The sequence below is a fragment of the Saccharopolyspora kobensis genome (assembly GCF_900108315.1).
Taxonomy (GTDB): Bacteria; Actinomycetota; Actinomycetes; order Mycobacteriales; family Pseudonocardiaceae; genus Saccharopolyspora; species Saccharopolyspora kobensis.
On the sequence record NZ_FNVB01000014.1, the window covers coordinates 50,180 to 63,337 of the forward strand.

The following is a 13,158-nucleotide window of genomic DNA, read 5'->3' on the forward strand; positions in this document are numbered from 1 at the left end:
TCAGTGGTTGCGTTGCTCGGGTGGTCGCCCAGCGGAACCTGAGTGCTCCCCCGGACTGCGGGTGCCTCTCCTGATGCATGAACAGGCCGGCAGTGCTCTCAGACTGCCTGGTCCAGGCCCATCGCGGACAACGCGGTGCGGAACTTCGCGGAGGTCTCGGCGAGTTCATCGGCCGGATCCGAGCCGGCCACGATGCCCGCTCCGGCGTAGAGCCGCAGCGAATCGTCCTCGACGTCGGCGCAGCGGATGGCCACCACCCACTCGCCGTCCCCGGCAGCGTCGCACCACCCGACCATGCCCGCGTAGTAGCCGCGTTCGAAAGGCTCTGTCTCGGCGATGACATCGCGCGCCCGCTGCACCGGGGTGCCGCACACCGCCGGGGTGGGGTGCAGCGCGTCGGCCAGTTCCAGCGAGGAGGTCTCGGGATCGCGCAGCTCACCGGTGACCTCGGTGGCCAGGTGCCACATGGCCGCGGTGCTGATCACCGACGGCTCGGGCACCCGCAGCTCGCGGCAGTACGGGCGCAGCGCCTCGGCCACCGCCTCCACCACGGCCCTGTGCTCCCGCAGATCCTTGTCCGAAGTGGACAGCTCGGCGGCGCGCCGCCGGTCCTCGACCGGGTCGGCGCTGCGCGGGCGCGATCCCGCCATCGGGTTGGAGCGCACCCGCATGCCGCGCCGCGACACCAGCAGCTCCGGGCTCGCGCCCAGGAAGGTGCGCTGCAGCAGCGGTTGCGGGCCGAAGCTGTCGCGGGTGCCGTCCTCGCCGCGCTTGGGCAGGTCGACCGCGAAGGTGTAGCTGGCGGGATCGGCCAGCGCCAGGTTCTGCAGCACGGTGCGCACGTCGATGGGCTCGGCGGCGGTCAGCTCCAGCGACCGGGCCAGCACCACCTTGCTCAGCTCGCCCTCCTCCAGCCGACGCAGCACGCGGCTCACGCCGCGCTCGTACTCGGCGGGCGCGGGCACCGGGCGGACCTCGCAGTCCAGCCCGCCACCGCGCGGGGTGCGCGGGACGACGAGGTTGAGCGGCTCGGCGCGGAGCACGTCCTCGGGCAGCACCAGGTGCGCGGGCAGGTTGTTGCCGAACGGCACCGCGCCGACGACCATCGGGTTGCGGTGGCCGAACTCCGCCGCGCTGTTGAAGAACTCCGCGACCCGCTGCGGGAGGTTCTCCCGCGCGCACAGGGTCTTCGGCACCGTCGCGGCGACACCGCGGGCCAGCAGCACGCCGCGCGGCGTGGAGAAAAGGAACGACGAGCCCGCCTCGTAGGCGGACAGCAACCGGGCCGCTGCGTCGTCGGCGACCAGGTCGATGCTGTCGATGTCGCTGTCGATGGTGGTCATGGCAACCTTTCGGAGTTCGCGGCGGGAATCAGGCGCGCAGCGTGGCGCCGCCATCGACGTACAGGTCGTGCATGGTGATGTGCCGGGCCTGATCGGAGGCCAGGAACACCACGGCGTCGGCGATGTCCTCCGGAGTGGCGAGCTTGCGCAGCGGGATGCCTGCCTTGAAGGTCTCGGGGGAACCGGCGATGACCCGTTCGGCACCGCGCTCGTCGGCCCACATCCCGCGCTGCATGTCGGTGTCGGTGGAACCGGGAGCGACGACGTTGCAGCGGATGCCGTGCTCGGCCAGCTCCAGGCCGAGCGACTTGGTGAACAGCGTGGCCGCGGCCTTGGAGGCGGCGTAGGCGGCCATGCCGTGGCGGGGCACGCCCGCGGCGTTGGAGCTGACGGTGACGATGGAGCCCCGCTGCCGGGCGATCATGTGCTTGGAGACCGCGCGGGAGAAGTTGAACACCCCGGTGGTGTTGACCGCGAAGGTCCGCTCCCAGTCCTCGTCGCTGATCTCCTGCACCGTGCCGACCTGGAGCACCCCGGCGACGTTGGCCAGCACGCCGATCGGCCCGACCTCGGCCTCCACCCGCTCCACGACGTCGGTCACGGCCGCCGAGTCGGCCACGTCGGCCTGGTAGGCCCGCACCCGCTCGCCCAGCCTCGCGGCGACGGCCGCCGCCTTCTCACCGTCGCGGTCCACCGCGGCGACGGTCGCGCCGAGCTCGGCGAACGCAGCGGTCACCGCGGCACCGATGCCCTGGCCCGCGCCTGTCACGATGGCGACCGCGCCGCCGATCCCCGTCCGGTTCATCGCACCTTCTGAAACTCAGGCAAGCCTAACCTTTGTCAGGCGAGCCTGAGTTTAGAACACGTACGTGCTCGTATCTCCCCACCATCGAGGTGTCATTGATCACCGACCGCAACGATCCGTTGCCCTCACTGCCTCGCAGGGGCGACGTCTGCGGGGTTCACGTCACGCACGCAGGTGCGGCAACGCCGGACGGTACAGGCCCCACGAAAGCACAGCAGGAGCGAGTCACCACACCGCCGTCCGGTCAGTCGGCGATTGCTCGGGTGAAGCCCAGGTCGACGAGGTCTTGGGGGCGCAGGCGGAGGTGGTCGGCCAGGTCGGGTACTTGTGCCGGGTCTCGTTTCAGGATCGCTGCGCTGGATTCCGGGGCGATCACCGCGAAGTAGGCGTCGGCGGTGATCCAGGTTCGGCCTGGTGCGGCCAGGGCCAGCGCTCCTCCGGAGCCGCCTTCGCCGATGACCAGGGTGGTGATCGGCACCTGCGCGTCGGCCACGGCCGTGAACAGCTCCGCGATCGCGGGGCCCACGCCGCCGCGCTCGGCCGCCGCGTCGTTGGCCGCGCCCGGGGTGTCCACCAGCGTCAGCACCGGGATGCCCAACTGGTCGGCGAGCCTGATCAGGCGGGCCGCGGTGCGGAATCCGGGCGGGGTGTTGGCGGTGCCGGTCTGCGCGGCGAAGGCGATCGTGCGGCCTTCGTGCTCGCCGAAGCCGCAGAGCATCCCCTCGTCGCGGCCGCCAGCCCGGTCGCCGCTGATCTCGGAGCGGGTCGAGAAGTAGGCGTCCAGGTACGCCCGAGCGCGTGGCCGGTCGGCCGACCTGGCGCGCTGGACCGCCTCCCAGCCCGTCGAGGGCGGCTCGCCGCTGGCCAGCGACTTCGGCACCGGTGCGGGCAGCGAGGACGACCGCTGCGGGTGCAGCAGCCGGATCAGCTCGGTCAGCACCGGGGGCAGTTCGGCGGGGTCGACGATCCGGTCCACCTGGCCGTCGGCGAACTTGCCCTCGGCGGTGAACGCCTCGCCCGTCTCGGTCGCGCTGCGCACGCGGCTGCCGCCGAAGGCCACCGCCGCGCCGCGCTCGGCCAGCACCACGTCGGCGGCCGCCGACAGCGCCGCCCACATGCCTCCGGTCGTCGGATTCCGCAGCACCGTGATGTGCGGGATCCCGTCCCGCCGGGTCAGCAGGCAGGCGCGCGCGATCTCCTGGAGCTGCCGGAGGGCGCAGATGCCCTCCTGCATCCGGCTGCCACCGGAGGCCACCAGCGAGATCACCGGCAGCCGCAGCTCCCGGGCCCGCCCGAAGGCCGCCGCGATCCGCGCGCCCGCTGCTTGTCCGACCGACCCGCCGAGGTGGGCGAAGTCGAACGCGATGAGCACCGCAGGCAGCTGCCCCACCTGAGCCCGACCGCAGAGCACCGATTCGGCGGCGCCGCTGCGGTCGGCCGCACGGGCGCGCTGATCGTCGTAGCCCGGCCAGCCCAGCGGGCCGTCGACCGCGTTCGCGACCGCCGGGGGCTCGAACTCCTCGAATCCCCGGCCGATCGCCTCGACCAGCGCGCGAGCCGCGCTGAGCTCAGTCATGCCGCAAGGCCTTCTTCTGCACCTTGCCCATCTCGTTGCGCGGCAGGGCGTCCAGGTAGCGCACCACGCGCGGGCGCTTGTGCGGGGTCAGCAGCCGGGCCACGTGGTCGGCCAGCTCCTGGTCGGTGACCTCCTGACCGGGCGCGCGCACGATCCAGGCCACGATCCGCTCGCCCAGGTCGGCGTCCGGTTCGCCGGTGACCGCGACCTCGGCGACCGCCGGGTGCTCCAGCAGGCAGTTCTCGATCTCGCCCGCGCCGATCTTGTAGCCGCCGCTCTTGATGATGTCGGTGGCCTTGCGCCCGACGATGCGGATGTAGCCGTCCGGGGCGCGGGTGGCCACGTCACCGGTGCGGAACCAGCCGTCGGCGAACGCCGCGGCGGTGGCGTCGGGGCGGTTGAGGTAGCCGCTGAACAGGTTCGAGCCGCGGATCAGGATCTCGCCGACCGTCTCGTCGTCGCTGACCTCGATCTCCGCGCCCTGCTCGTCGACCAGCTTGAGCTCGACACCGGCGAACGGGCGGCCCACGTAGCCGGGCCTGCGGTCGCCGTCTGCGCGCACGCCGCAGTTCATGATCGTCTCGCTCATGCCGTAGCGCTCCACGACCCGCTGCCCGGTCAGCCGCTCGATCCGCTCGTGCTCGACCGCGGGCAGCGCCGCCGATCCCGACACGAGCAGCCGCGCCTTGCCGACCGCCTTCCCGATCTCCGGGTCGCGCTCGGCGTCCTCGGCCAGCCGGTGGTACATGGTCGGCACGCCGAACATCATGGTCGCCGGCCCGGCGAGCTCCTCGGCGATGGCCGCGGAGGAGAACTTGCCCAGGTGGTGCACCGCGCCGCCCAGCCGCACGGGCCCGAGCGTGCCGAGGATCAGGCCGTGCACGTGGAACAGCGGCAGCGCGTGCACCAGCACGTCCTCTGCGGTCCACTCCCACGCCTCGGCCAGCGCGTCGAGGTTGGCGCTGAGCGCGCGGCGCGGCAGCACGACGCCCTTGGGCGGGCCGGTGGTGCCCGAGGTGTAGACGATCAGCGCCGGAGCGTCCTCGTCGGCCTCCGGGGGCAGCTCACCACCGCGAGCGCTCAGGTCGACCTCGTGCACCGGGATGTCGCCGAGGCCGTCCGGGGCTCGGAAGCCCGGCGCCGCAAGCAGCAGTTCCGGCTGGCTGTCGCTCAGGATGTGCGCGAGTTCGCGCTCCCCCACCTTCGGGTTGATCGGCACCACCGCGACACCCGCGCTGAGCCCGCCGATGACGGCCGCGCAGGTCTCCAGCTCGTTGGTCGCCCACACCGCGATGCGCTGCCGGCCCGCGACCAGCTCGGCGATCGCCGCGGCCACCCCCGCCAGCTCCTGGTAGTCCAGCGCCCGCGCGCCGAAGCGCAGCGCCTCCGCGCCATCCGGCTGCCGCAACTTCGGGAACAGCACCGGCCACCTCCACGATCATTGGTCCACTGGCCAGACCACTTTTGCGCCGCGAACCACCGCCGTCAAGCGACTGTGCGAAAATTGGCTCAGCCACTGGACCGAAACCCCGGTGTTAGCCTGATCACCGCTCCCCCTTGCCCGCCTGGAGGAAACCCGGTGTCCGACGCCCTGCGCCCGCTCGCCCGCCCGCGCCTGTACGAGCAGGTCGTGCAGCGGCTGCGCGAGCACGTCGCCGCCTCTGGCCTGCGCACGGGCGACCGGCTGCCGCCGGAGCGCAAGCTCGCCGAGCAGCTCGGCGTCAGCCGCGCCTCGGTCAAGCAGGCCATCGTGGTGCTCGAAGTGCAAGGGCTGGTCGAGGTCAGGCACGGCGGCGGCACCTACCTTCGCCGCGAGTCGCTGGACGTCGAGCCGGTCGACGAGCTGGTGGCGCGGAAGCGCCGCCTGCCCGACGTGCTGGACGCGCGCGAAGCACTGGAGACCAAGACCGCGGAGCTGGCCGCGCAGCGGCGCACCGAGGCGGACCTGGCCGAGATCGACGCCGCCCTGGCGGACATGCGCCGCGAGATCGCCGACGGCGAGCTCGGCAGCGAGGGCGACCGCCGCTTCCACGCCGCGATCACCGCCGCCGCGCACAGCTCCCTGCTCGCCGACTTCATGCGCACCATCGCCACCGAGATCGCCGAGAGCCGCCAGGAATCGCTGCGCCAGCCGGACCGCCCGAACAAGTCCCTGACCCAGCACGAGCGCATCGCCGAGGCGATCCGCGCCGGAGACGCCCGAGCGGCGGTCACCGCGATGCGCCGCCACCTGCGCACGGTCAGCCGCGTCCGCCTCCTCTCCTGGGACCCCGACGCCGAACCGACTCCCCCGGCCGAGTGACGGTCCTCCGCCCGAGACACCCGACCTTCTCCCTGCTCAGGGCACCCGCGCTGCCATGGACGTGTCGACTTCGCGAGAATCGACCGTCACCCGGATGAACGTCGATCTCGCGCGAAATCGACACCTCGTCCCCGACCGGGAGGTGGGTGAGTGCGGTCGTTAGGCTGGGTCGTCCTGTTCCGGTCGTTGTGGAGTGCGTGACGTGATCGACCGCCTGGCTCCGCCGCGCGAGCGGGTGGTCCGGTGATCGGGTGGCTGCTGGCCACCGCGGGCACCGCTGCGCTGGGCAGCTTCTTCCCGCTGGTCAACATCGAGCTCTACCTGCTCGGCGTGGTGTCCACAGTGGATGGCGTGAGCTGGTGGGCGTTCGGGCTCGCCGCCGCGGTCGGCCAGGTGGCGGGCAAGACCCTGTTCTACTTCGCGGGCCGGGGCGGGTTCGCGCTCGGCGAGCGGCTGCTGAAGCGGCTGGAGGCCAAGCGGAAGGGCAGCCGGTGGGCCGGCTGGTTCGAGAAGTTCCACCAGCGCACCGTGGAGCGCCCCTGGTGGGGCCTGGGCGTGCTGGCGCTGACCGCGATCCCCGGCATCCCGCCCTACAGCCTGATGTGCCTGCTCTCCGGAGCCGCCGGCCTGCCGCTGCTCGGCTTCCTCGCGGCGAGCCTGCTCGGCCGCAGCGCGCACTTCCTCATCGTCGCCGGTGCCCCCGAACTGCTGCACTGGCTGCCCGCCGCGCTCGGGTCCTGAACTGGCATACCCCTCGGCCCAGGCGGGAAACCTGGTGGGCGGTCTCAGCCAACACCGAGGGGAGCCAGCCGCGATGGGCAACGAGAACGACAAACAACGACAGCTCGACGAGGTCCGCAAGGACCTCACCGGCACGAAGCTGACCACCCAGCAGGGCGTGCGCGTCGACCACACCGACGACGCGCTGACCGTCGGCGAGCGCGGGCCCACGCTGCTGGAGGACTTCCACGCCCGCGAGAAGATCACGCACTTCGACCACGAGCGGATCCCGGAACGCGTGGTGCACGCACGCGGCGCCGGGGCCTACGGGTACTTCCAGCCCTACGACGGCTGGCTGGGCGAGCACACCGTCGCGCGGTTCCTGACCGATCCGAACCAGCGCACCCCGGTGTTCGTGCGGTTCTCCACCGTCGCGGGCTCCCGAGGCTCGGCCGACACGGTTCGCGACGTGCGCGGGTTCGCCACCAAGTTCTACACCGAGCAGGGCAACTACGACCTGGTCGGCAACAACATGCCGGTGTTCTTCATCCAGGACGGGATCAAGTTCCCGGACTTCGTGCACGCGGTGAAGCCGGAGCCGCACCACGAGATGCCGCAGGCCGCGTCGGCGCACGACACGCTGTGGGACTTCGTGGGGCTGCAGCCGGAGACGATGCACATGATGATGTGGCTGATGTCCGACCGGGCGCTGCCGCGCAGCTACCGGATGATGCAGGGCTTCGGCGTGCACACCTTCCGCCTGGTCAACGCCAACGGCGAGGGCATCTTCGTGAAGTTCCACTGGACGCCGCTGCTGGGCAGCCACTCGCTGCTGTGGGACGAGTGCCAGAAGATCGCCGGCGCCGACGCCGACTTCAACCGGCGCGACCTGTGGGAGTCCATCGAGGCCGGCCAGTACCCGACGTGGGAGCTGGGCGTGCAGCTGGTCGAGGAGTCGCGGGAGTTCGACTTCGACTTCGACCTGCTGGACGCCACCAAGATCATCCCGGAGGAGGAGGTGCCGGTGCGGCCGGTGGGCCGGATGGTGCTGGACCGCAACCCGGACAACTTCTTCGCCGAGACCGAGCAGGTCGCCTTCCACACCGCCAACGTGGTGCCGGGCATCGACTTCACCAACGACCCGCTGCTGCAGGCGCGCAACTTCTCCTACCTCGACACCCAGCTGATCCGGCTCGGCGGCCCGAACTTCGCGCAGATCCCGATCAACCGGCCGACCGCCGAGGTGGCCAACAACCAGCGCGACGGCTACGGCCAGCAGCGGATCCACCGGGGCCGGACGAGCTACACCGAGAACAGCCTCTCCGGCGGGTGCCCGGCGCTGGCCGACGAGGACGTGTTCCGGCACTACCAGCAGAAGGTGGACGGCTACACGATCCGCAAGCGCAGCGAGAGCTTCAAGGACCACTACAGCCAGGCCACGCTGTTCTGGAACAGCATGGCGTCCTGGGAGAAGGAGCACATCATCGCCGCGTTCCGCTTCGAGCTCGGCAAGGTCGAGCACCAGCACGTGCGCGCCAAGGTGGTCGAAAACCTGGAGAACGTCGACCACGAGCTGGCCGTGGCGGTGGCCGAAGGCGTCGGCGTGGAGCCGCCCAGCGGCGGCCGGCCCAACCACGGCCGCAGCTCCCCCGCGCTGAGCCTGGCCAACTCGCGCACCGACACGATCACCAGCCGCCGGGTGGCGGTGCTGGTCGCCGACGGCGTGGACGCCGAGGAGGTGACGCAGATCCAGCGCGGCCTGGCCGAGCGCGGCGCGCTGGTGGAGGTGCTGGGCCTGCGCGACGGCAAGATCAGCGGCACCGACGGCGACGAGGTGAGCACGGACAAGGCTGTGCACACCATGATGTCGGTGCTCTACGACGGGGTGATCGTTCCGGGTGGCGCGGAGAGCGTGCGTGCCCTGTCCGAGGACGGGCACGTCGTGCACTTCGTCGCCGAGGCCTACAAGCACCACAAGCCGGTCGCGGCCAGCGACGAGGGCATGGAGCTGCTGCGGCGTGCCGGAGTCGCCGAGGCGCGCGAGCCCTCCGGTGGCGACGGCGTGGTGACCGACCTCGGCGTGATCATGGCCGCGCACACCGGTGGTGCGCTGCCGGAGGGGTTCGTCGAGGAGTTCGCCGCCGCGCTCGCCCAGCACCGGGTGTGGCAGCGCGACACCGCTTCCGTGCCCGCCTGAGCGGGCGGAATGGGCTGTTCGTGCCTCCCAGCTGCACGAACAGCCCGTTCGCCGGGTTGATCCGGATCACTCGCAGACACCTCGCAGGCACCTAGCGTCACTTTTCGTACCGATACGATCACGCAACGCGACTCCGGTCGCGCCATCTCGGCACGCCTCGCTTACCGTGCTTGCCCGTGAGCGTCTTCCGAACGATGCCCGTCGAGGACATCCTGACCCGCGGTGAGCGCAGCGGGCTGATCCGCAGGCTGACCGGCAAGGACCTGGTCGGCTTCGGGATCGGCATCATCATCGGCACCGGTGTGTTCACGCTGGCCGGCATCGAGGCCAAGGAGCACGCCGGGCCCGGCGTGGTGCTGTCCTTCGTGATCGGCGGTGTCGTCGCCGCGCTGGCCGCGCTGTGCTACGCCGAGCTCTCCTCGGCGGTGCCGACCGCGGGCAGCGCCTACACCTACGGCTACGCCACGCTGGGCGAGCTGTTCGCGTGGATCATCGGCTGGGACCTGCTGCTGGAGTTCGCCCTGGGCGCCGCGGTGGTCTCGCGCAGCTGGTCGGGCTACGTGGCGAACCTGCTCGGCCTGCCGCCGGAGTGGTTCGGCGAGGACGCCACGGTCAACGTCGGCGCGATCCTGATCATCGCGGCGCTCACCGCGGTCGCGGTGATCGGCATCCGCGAGTCGTCGTGGGTGACCAACGCGCTGGTGGTGGTCAAGGTCGCGGTGTGCGTGCTGGTGATCGTCGCGGGCCTGTTCTTCTTCAACGGCGCCAACCTCGACCCGTTCGTCCCGCCCGCGCAGCCCGCCGCCGAGACCGCGAGCGCGCTGGAGCAGCCGCTGGTGCAGGTCGTGCTCGGCATGGAGCAGTCGATGTACGGCATCGGCGGCGTGTTCACCGCGGCGGCCATCGTGTTCTTCGCCTACACCGGCTTCGAGGCGCTGGCCAACCTCGGCGAGGAGACCAAGCGCCCCAAGCGCGATCTGCCGGTCGGCCTGCTCGGGAGCCTGATCGTGTGCACCCTGCTGTACGTGCTGGTCGCCTTCGTGCTCAGCGCGATGGTCGACTACCGGCAGATCGACGAGGGCGCCCCGCTGGCGGCGGCGTTCCAGTCGGTCGGCCAGCCGTGGGTGGGCGCGCTGATCGCGCTGGGCGCGGTGACGGGCCTGACCTCGGTGATGATGGTCGAGCTGGTCACCATCGGCCGCATCGGCTTCGCGATGAGCCGCGACGGCCTGCTGCCGCCCAAGCTCTCCCAGGTGCACCCGAAGTGGGGCACGCCGCACCGGATGACCATCGGCGGCGCGGTGGTGATCATGCTGATGGCCGGGTTCATCCCGATCTCCGAGCTGGCCGACATGGTGAGCATCGGTGCCCTGTCCGGCTTCGTGATCGTCTCGCTGGCGGTCCCGGTGCTGCGTCGCACCAAACCCGACCTGCACCGCCCGTTCCGGGTGCCGCTGTCGCCCTGGCTGCCGATCATCAGCGCCCTGGCCTGCCTGTACCTGATGACGAACCTGGACATCATCACCTGGCTCCGCTTCGCGGCCTGGCTGGTCCTCGGCCTGCTGATCTACTTCGCCTACGGCTACCGCAACGCCCGCCTGTCCAAGCAGGCCCCGGACAGCGCCCGCGACTAGCGCGGCGGCTGCACGGGCTCGGCGAGCGGGCCGCGCAGCGACTCGTGGTAGTGGATCGTCTTCCACACTCCGCCGCTGCGACGCGCGATCAGCGTGTTCCGGCCACACACCTCGAACGGCTCAGCGCCCGAGCCTTCGAGATCGAAGGAGAAGAACGCCCAGGCGGCATCCCCGATGACCTCGACCCGGACATCGGAAACCGTCATCGCCCGGACGTGGCGGATGCCGGAGACGACGCGGTCGAAGTAGCGCCCGACGGCATCCGCTCCCAGCAGCGGCCGGTCCAGCTCGGAGGGGCAGTAGACGACTTCGCGCTCCGAGTCCCAGATCGACCGGAACGCGGCAGCGTCCAGGTCCGCCCAAGCCATCCGATATGCCTCGACCAGTGCGAGAACGCCGTCGACGTCGTCAGCCATGGGCACGACGTTAGAACTTCGAGTCCGGTCGAGGGCAAGAGCACGCCAGCGCTTCGGACCCCAGAGCACTGGCGTGCCTCCCATTGCCGACGACGCTGGTCAGGTGGCGGAGAGTTCGCGGATCGCCTCGGCGCCGAGGGCGATGAGGTTGGCGAGGTTCTCCCGGCCGATGGTGAGGACGTACTCGCTGTTCGGTCCACAGTAGAGGACCACGACGTCGTTGTGCCGATCGAGCTCGTAGCGCATCGGCACCTCCTGCTCCATCGCTACGAACGAGTCGCATTCGATGCATTCAAGAGCTCGCGAAGCACCGGCGGAAGTGACAACTGCGTCGAGGACCGATTACTCGACAACGCCGTCCGGGTTCGGGACTCCAAGGCGCCTGATGACGGCATGCTGAGCTTCGGGAGCGGTGCTTGGGGTTCTTTCTTGGCTTCCCTCAAGGCTTGATGTTCTGGCTGGTGGTGGTCCGTGAGTGGTTTGGGGCGCCATGGCACCCGAAACCACTCACGAGCCCGGAGCTGCCGGAGTCTTGCGCCGGGTCAGGACGACCTCGGCCAGTGCCACCAGCAGGGCCGCGGTGACGAAGGCGATCGAGACGATCAGGCCGCTGGTGATCGCCGCGTCGAAGCCGCTGGTGGCCAGCACTCCGAAGAAGAGACCGGAAGCCGCTGCCGTGCCCACCGCCGAGCCGATGCGCTGGCCGGTCTGCTGGACTCCCGCCGCCGTTCCGCCGTGGGCCACGTCGATCTCGCTGAGCGTCACCGTCTGGTTCGGGGAGATCACCAGGCCGCTGCCGATTCCCGCCACCAGCAGGGGCGCCGCCGTCACCGCGCCCGCCATCGGTCCGGGGTGGGTGGCCAGCAGGAGATCCGTCGCCAGCAGGCCGAGCAGCGCCGCCACCAGGCCGATGATCACCAGGGAGCGGCCCATGCGGTGCACGATCCGGCCGCCCAGGGCGGAGGACACCGCCGAACCGACCGCGAACGGCGTCAGCGCCAGCCCGGCTTGCAGCGCCGAATAGCCCAGGCCGCGCTGGAAGTACACCGCCAGCACGAAGAAGATGCTGGTGAACCCGGCGAAGTAGAGCAGGCCGAGGGTGGCGCCGAAGGAGTAGCTGCGGATCCGCAGCAGGCGCAGGTTCACCAGCGGGTGGTTCCCGCGCTTGTCGTACCAGTGCTCCCACACCGGGAACGACGCCAGCAGCACCACCGCGACGATCAGCAGGTACCACGGGCTGCCGCCCCCGCCCTCCTGCTCGACCAGCGGCAGCAGCAGGCACAGCAGACCACCGCCGAGCAGCAGCACGCCCACCAGGTCGAGGCTCCGGGCCGCCTCCCGCCGGGTGTCGCGCGGCAGGACGCGCATCCCGTACAGGATCGCCGCCGCGCCGATCGGCAGGTTCACGAAGAACACCCAGCGCCAGCCGTGCTCCGCGCCCGCCAGCTGGATGATCAGGCCACCGAGCAGCGGGCCGATCGCGGTGGAGATGCCCACCACGGCGCCGAACAGGCCGAAGGCCTTGCCGCGCTCACGACCGTGGAACAGCTGCTGCATCAGGCCGAGCACCTGCGGGTTGAGCAGTCCGCCCGCCACGCCCTGCAGGAGGCGGGCCACCACCAGCCACAGCGGTGTCATCGCGAATCCGGCAAGCGCGCTGGCCACCGTGAACGCGCCCAGCGCCAGCAGGAACATCCTGCTCCGGCCCCGGTCGTCGCCCAGCCGGCCCGCGGGCACCAGCACCAGGCCGAAGGTCAGCGCGTAGCCGGAGACCACCCAGGACAGCGCGGCGGCGGGCGCGTCCAGGCCCTGCTGGATGGACGGCAGCGCGACGTTGACGATGCTGACGTCCAGCAGCGTCATGAATCCCGCGATCAGGCAGACGGCCAGCACTCGCCAGCGGGTGGCGGACGGCTCGTCGGTCCGCGGCTTCGACTCGGTCGGGTCCACGGATTCACCTCAGCACGTTCGTTCTAGGCTCGCACTACCCGGTTCGGCCCAGCATTGCGACCGACTGACTTATCAATCACGTCCACCGTCCGAGCGGCCGCGCGACAGCCGCATCGGACCGCCTCTAGCTAGGCATATTCCGCAACTGGACCGGACGGCAGACGATCGCAACACGGTCGGATCATTGCGATTCTCGCAATGTGCTGTTAGCGTTC

Annotated in this window: 12 protein-coding genes; 5 read left to right on the plus strand and 7 right to left on the minus strand. The window is 70.9% G+C overall.

The window, feature by feature from the left end:
- Window positions 1-98: 98 nt before the first annotated feature.
- The 4 genes from dhbC to C4T78_RS33335 form a co-directional block, all read right to left on the minus strand.
- Window positions 99-1,343, minus strand: a complete 1,245-nt coding sequence (gene dhbC, locus C4T78_RS33320; protein WP_093348023.1) for an isochorismate synthase DhbC — start codon at window positions 1,341-1,343, stop codon at window positions 99-101.
- Between the two features lie 28 nt (window positions 1,344-1,371).
- Window positions 1,372-2,148 (minus strand): 2,3-dihydro-2,3-dihydroxybenzoate dehydrogenase, encoded by a 777-nt coding sequence (locus C4T78_RS33325; RefSeq protein WP_093348022.1) that lies wholly within the window; start codon window positions 2,146-2,148, stop codon window positions 1,372-1,374.
- 244 nt (window positions 2,149-2,392) lie between these two features.
- Window positions 2,393-3,724 carry a carboxyl transferase domain-containing protein gene (locus C4T78_RS33330; protein ID WP_093348020.1) on the minus strand — a complete coding sequence of 444 codons (1,332 nt, stop codon included), beginning with the start codon at window positions 3,722-3,724 and terminating at the stop codon, window positions 2,393-2,395.
- On the minus strand, window positions 3,717-5,147 hold the full coding sequence (locus C4T78_RS33335) for an acyl-CoA synthetase (RefSeq protein WP_093348018.1): 1,431 nt from the start codon (window positions 5,145-5,147) through the stop codon (window positions 3,717-3,719). Before C4T78_RS33335 ends, C4T78_RS33330 begins: the two co-directional genes overlap by 8 nt.
- 156 nt (window positions 5,148-5,303) lie before the next feature.
- Between C4T78_RS33335 and C4T78_RS33340 the strand changes: the two genes are divergently transcribed.
- The 4 genes from C4T78_RS33340 to C4T78_RS33355 all read left to right on the plus strand — a co-directional run bounded on the left by C4T78_RS33340 (window position 5,304) and on the right by C4T78_RS33355 (window position 10,577).
- On the plus strand, window positions 5,304-6,026 hold the full coding sequence (locus C4T78_RS33340) for a FadR/GntR family transcriptional regulator (RefSeq protein ID WP_093348016.1): 723 nt from the start codon (window positions 5,304-5,306) through the stop codon (window positions 6,024-6,026).
- Window positions 6,027-6,269: 243 nt separating this feature from the next.
- The gene (locus C4T78_RS33345; protein WP_093348014.1) at window positions 6,270-6,767 is read left to right on the plus strand and encodes a VTT domain-containing protein; all 498 of its coding nucleotides are present in this window, start codon (window positions 6,270-6,272) and stop codon (window positions 6,765-6,767) included.
- A 73-nt stretch (window positions 6,768-6,840) separates the two neighbouring features.
- Complete coding sequence (locus C4T78_RS33350) at window positions 6,841-8,943, plus strand: catalase (RefSeq protein WP_093348012.1); 2,103 nt, start codon at window positions 6,841-6,843, stop codon at window positions 8,941-8,943.
- 194 nt (window positions 8,944-9,137) lie between these two features.
- A complete protein-coding gene (locus C4T78_RS33355; RefSeq protein ID WP_177247463.1) occupies window positions 9,138-10,577 on the plus strand; it encodes an APC family permease in 1,440 nt (479 codons plus the stop codon).
- Here the strand turns inward: C4T78_RS33355 and C4T78_RS33360 are convergent.
- Both C4T78_RS33360 and C4T78_RS36675 read right to left on the minus strand, forming a co-directional pair.
- Window positions 10,574-10,993, minus strand: coding sequence for a YybH family protein (locus C4T78_RS33360; protein WP_177247432.1), 420 nt, complete (start codon window positions 10,991-10,993; stop codon window positions 10,574-10,576). The two genes, C4T78_RS33355 and C4T78_RS33360, sit on opposite strands and share 4 nt — an antisense overlap.
- A 99-nt stretch (window positions 10,994-11,092) precedes the next feature.
- On the minus strand, window positions 11,093-11,239 hold the full coding sequence (locus C4T78_RS36675) for a hypothetical protein (RefSeq protein ID WP_177247431.1): 147 nt from the start codon (window positions 11,237-11,239) through the stop codon (window positions 11,093-11,095).
- Here C4T78_RS36675 and C4T78_RS33365 point away from each other — a divergent pair.
- Complete coding sequence (locus C4T78_RS33365; RefSeq protein WP_309599297.1) at window positions 11,216-11,443, plus strand: DUF397 domain-containing protein; 228 nt, start codon at window positions 11,216-11,218, stop codon at window positions 11,441-11,443. The two genes, C4T78_RS36675 and C4T78_RS33365, sit on opposite strands and share 24 nt — an antisense overlap.
- Window positions 11,444-11,500: 57 nt before the next feature.
- Here the strand turns inward: C4T78_RS33365 and C4T78_RS33370 are convergent, their stop codons facing one another.
- Window positions 11,501-12,943 carry an MFS transporter gene (locus C4T78_RS33370; RefSeq protein WP_235863098.1) on the minus strand — a complete coding sequence of 481 codons (1,443 nt, stop codon included), beginning with the start codon at window positions 12,941-12,943 and terminating at the stop codon, window positions 11,501-11,503.
- Window positions 12,944-13,158 lie beyond the last annotated feature (215 nt).

What these genes read in the sequence shown, in the direction of transcription:
- dhbC (WP_093348023.1), bottom strand. Translation starts at nt 1,343, where the DNA reads ATGACCACCATCGACAGCGACATCGACAGCATCGACCTGGTCGCCGAC.
- C4T78_RS33350 (WP_093348012.1), top strand. Translation starts at nt 6,841, where the DNA reads ATGGGCAACGAGAACGACAAACAACGACAGCTCGACGAGGTCCGCAAG.
- C4T78_RS33330 (WP_093348020.1), bottom strand. Translation starts at nt 3,724, where the DNA reads ATGACTGAGCTCAGCGCGGCTCGCGCGCTGGTCGAGGCGATCGGCCGG.
- C4T78_RS33325 (WP_093348022.1), bottom strand. Translation starts at nt 2,148, where the DNA reads ATGAACCGGACGGGGATCGGCGGCGCGGTCGCCATCGTGACAGGCGCG.
- C4T78_RS33360 (WP_177247432.1), bottom strand. Translation starts at nt 10,993, where the DNA reads ATGGCTGACGACGTCGACGGCGTTCTCGCACTGGTCGAGGCATATCGG.
- C4T78_RS36675 (WP_177247431.1), bottom strand. Translation starts at nt 11,239, where the DNA reads ATGCGCTACGAGCTCGATCGGCACAACGACGTCGTGGTCCTCTACTGT.
- C4T78_RS33355 (WP_177247463.1), top strand. Translation starts at nt 9,138, where the DNA reads ATGCCCGTCGAGGACATCCTGACCCGCGGTGAGCGCAGCGGGCTGATC.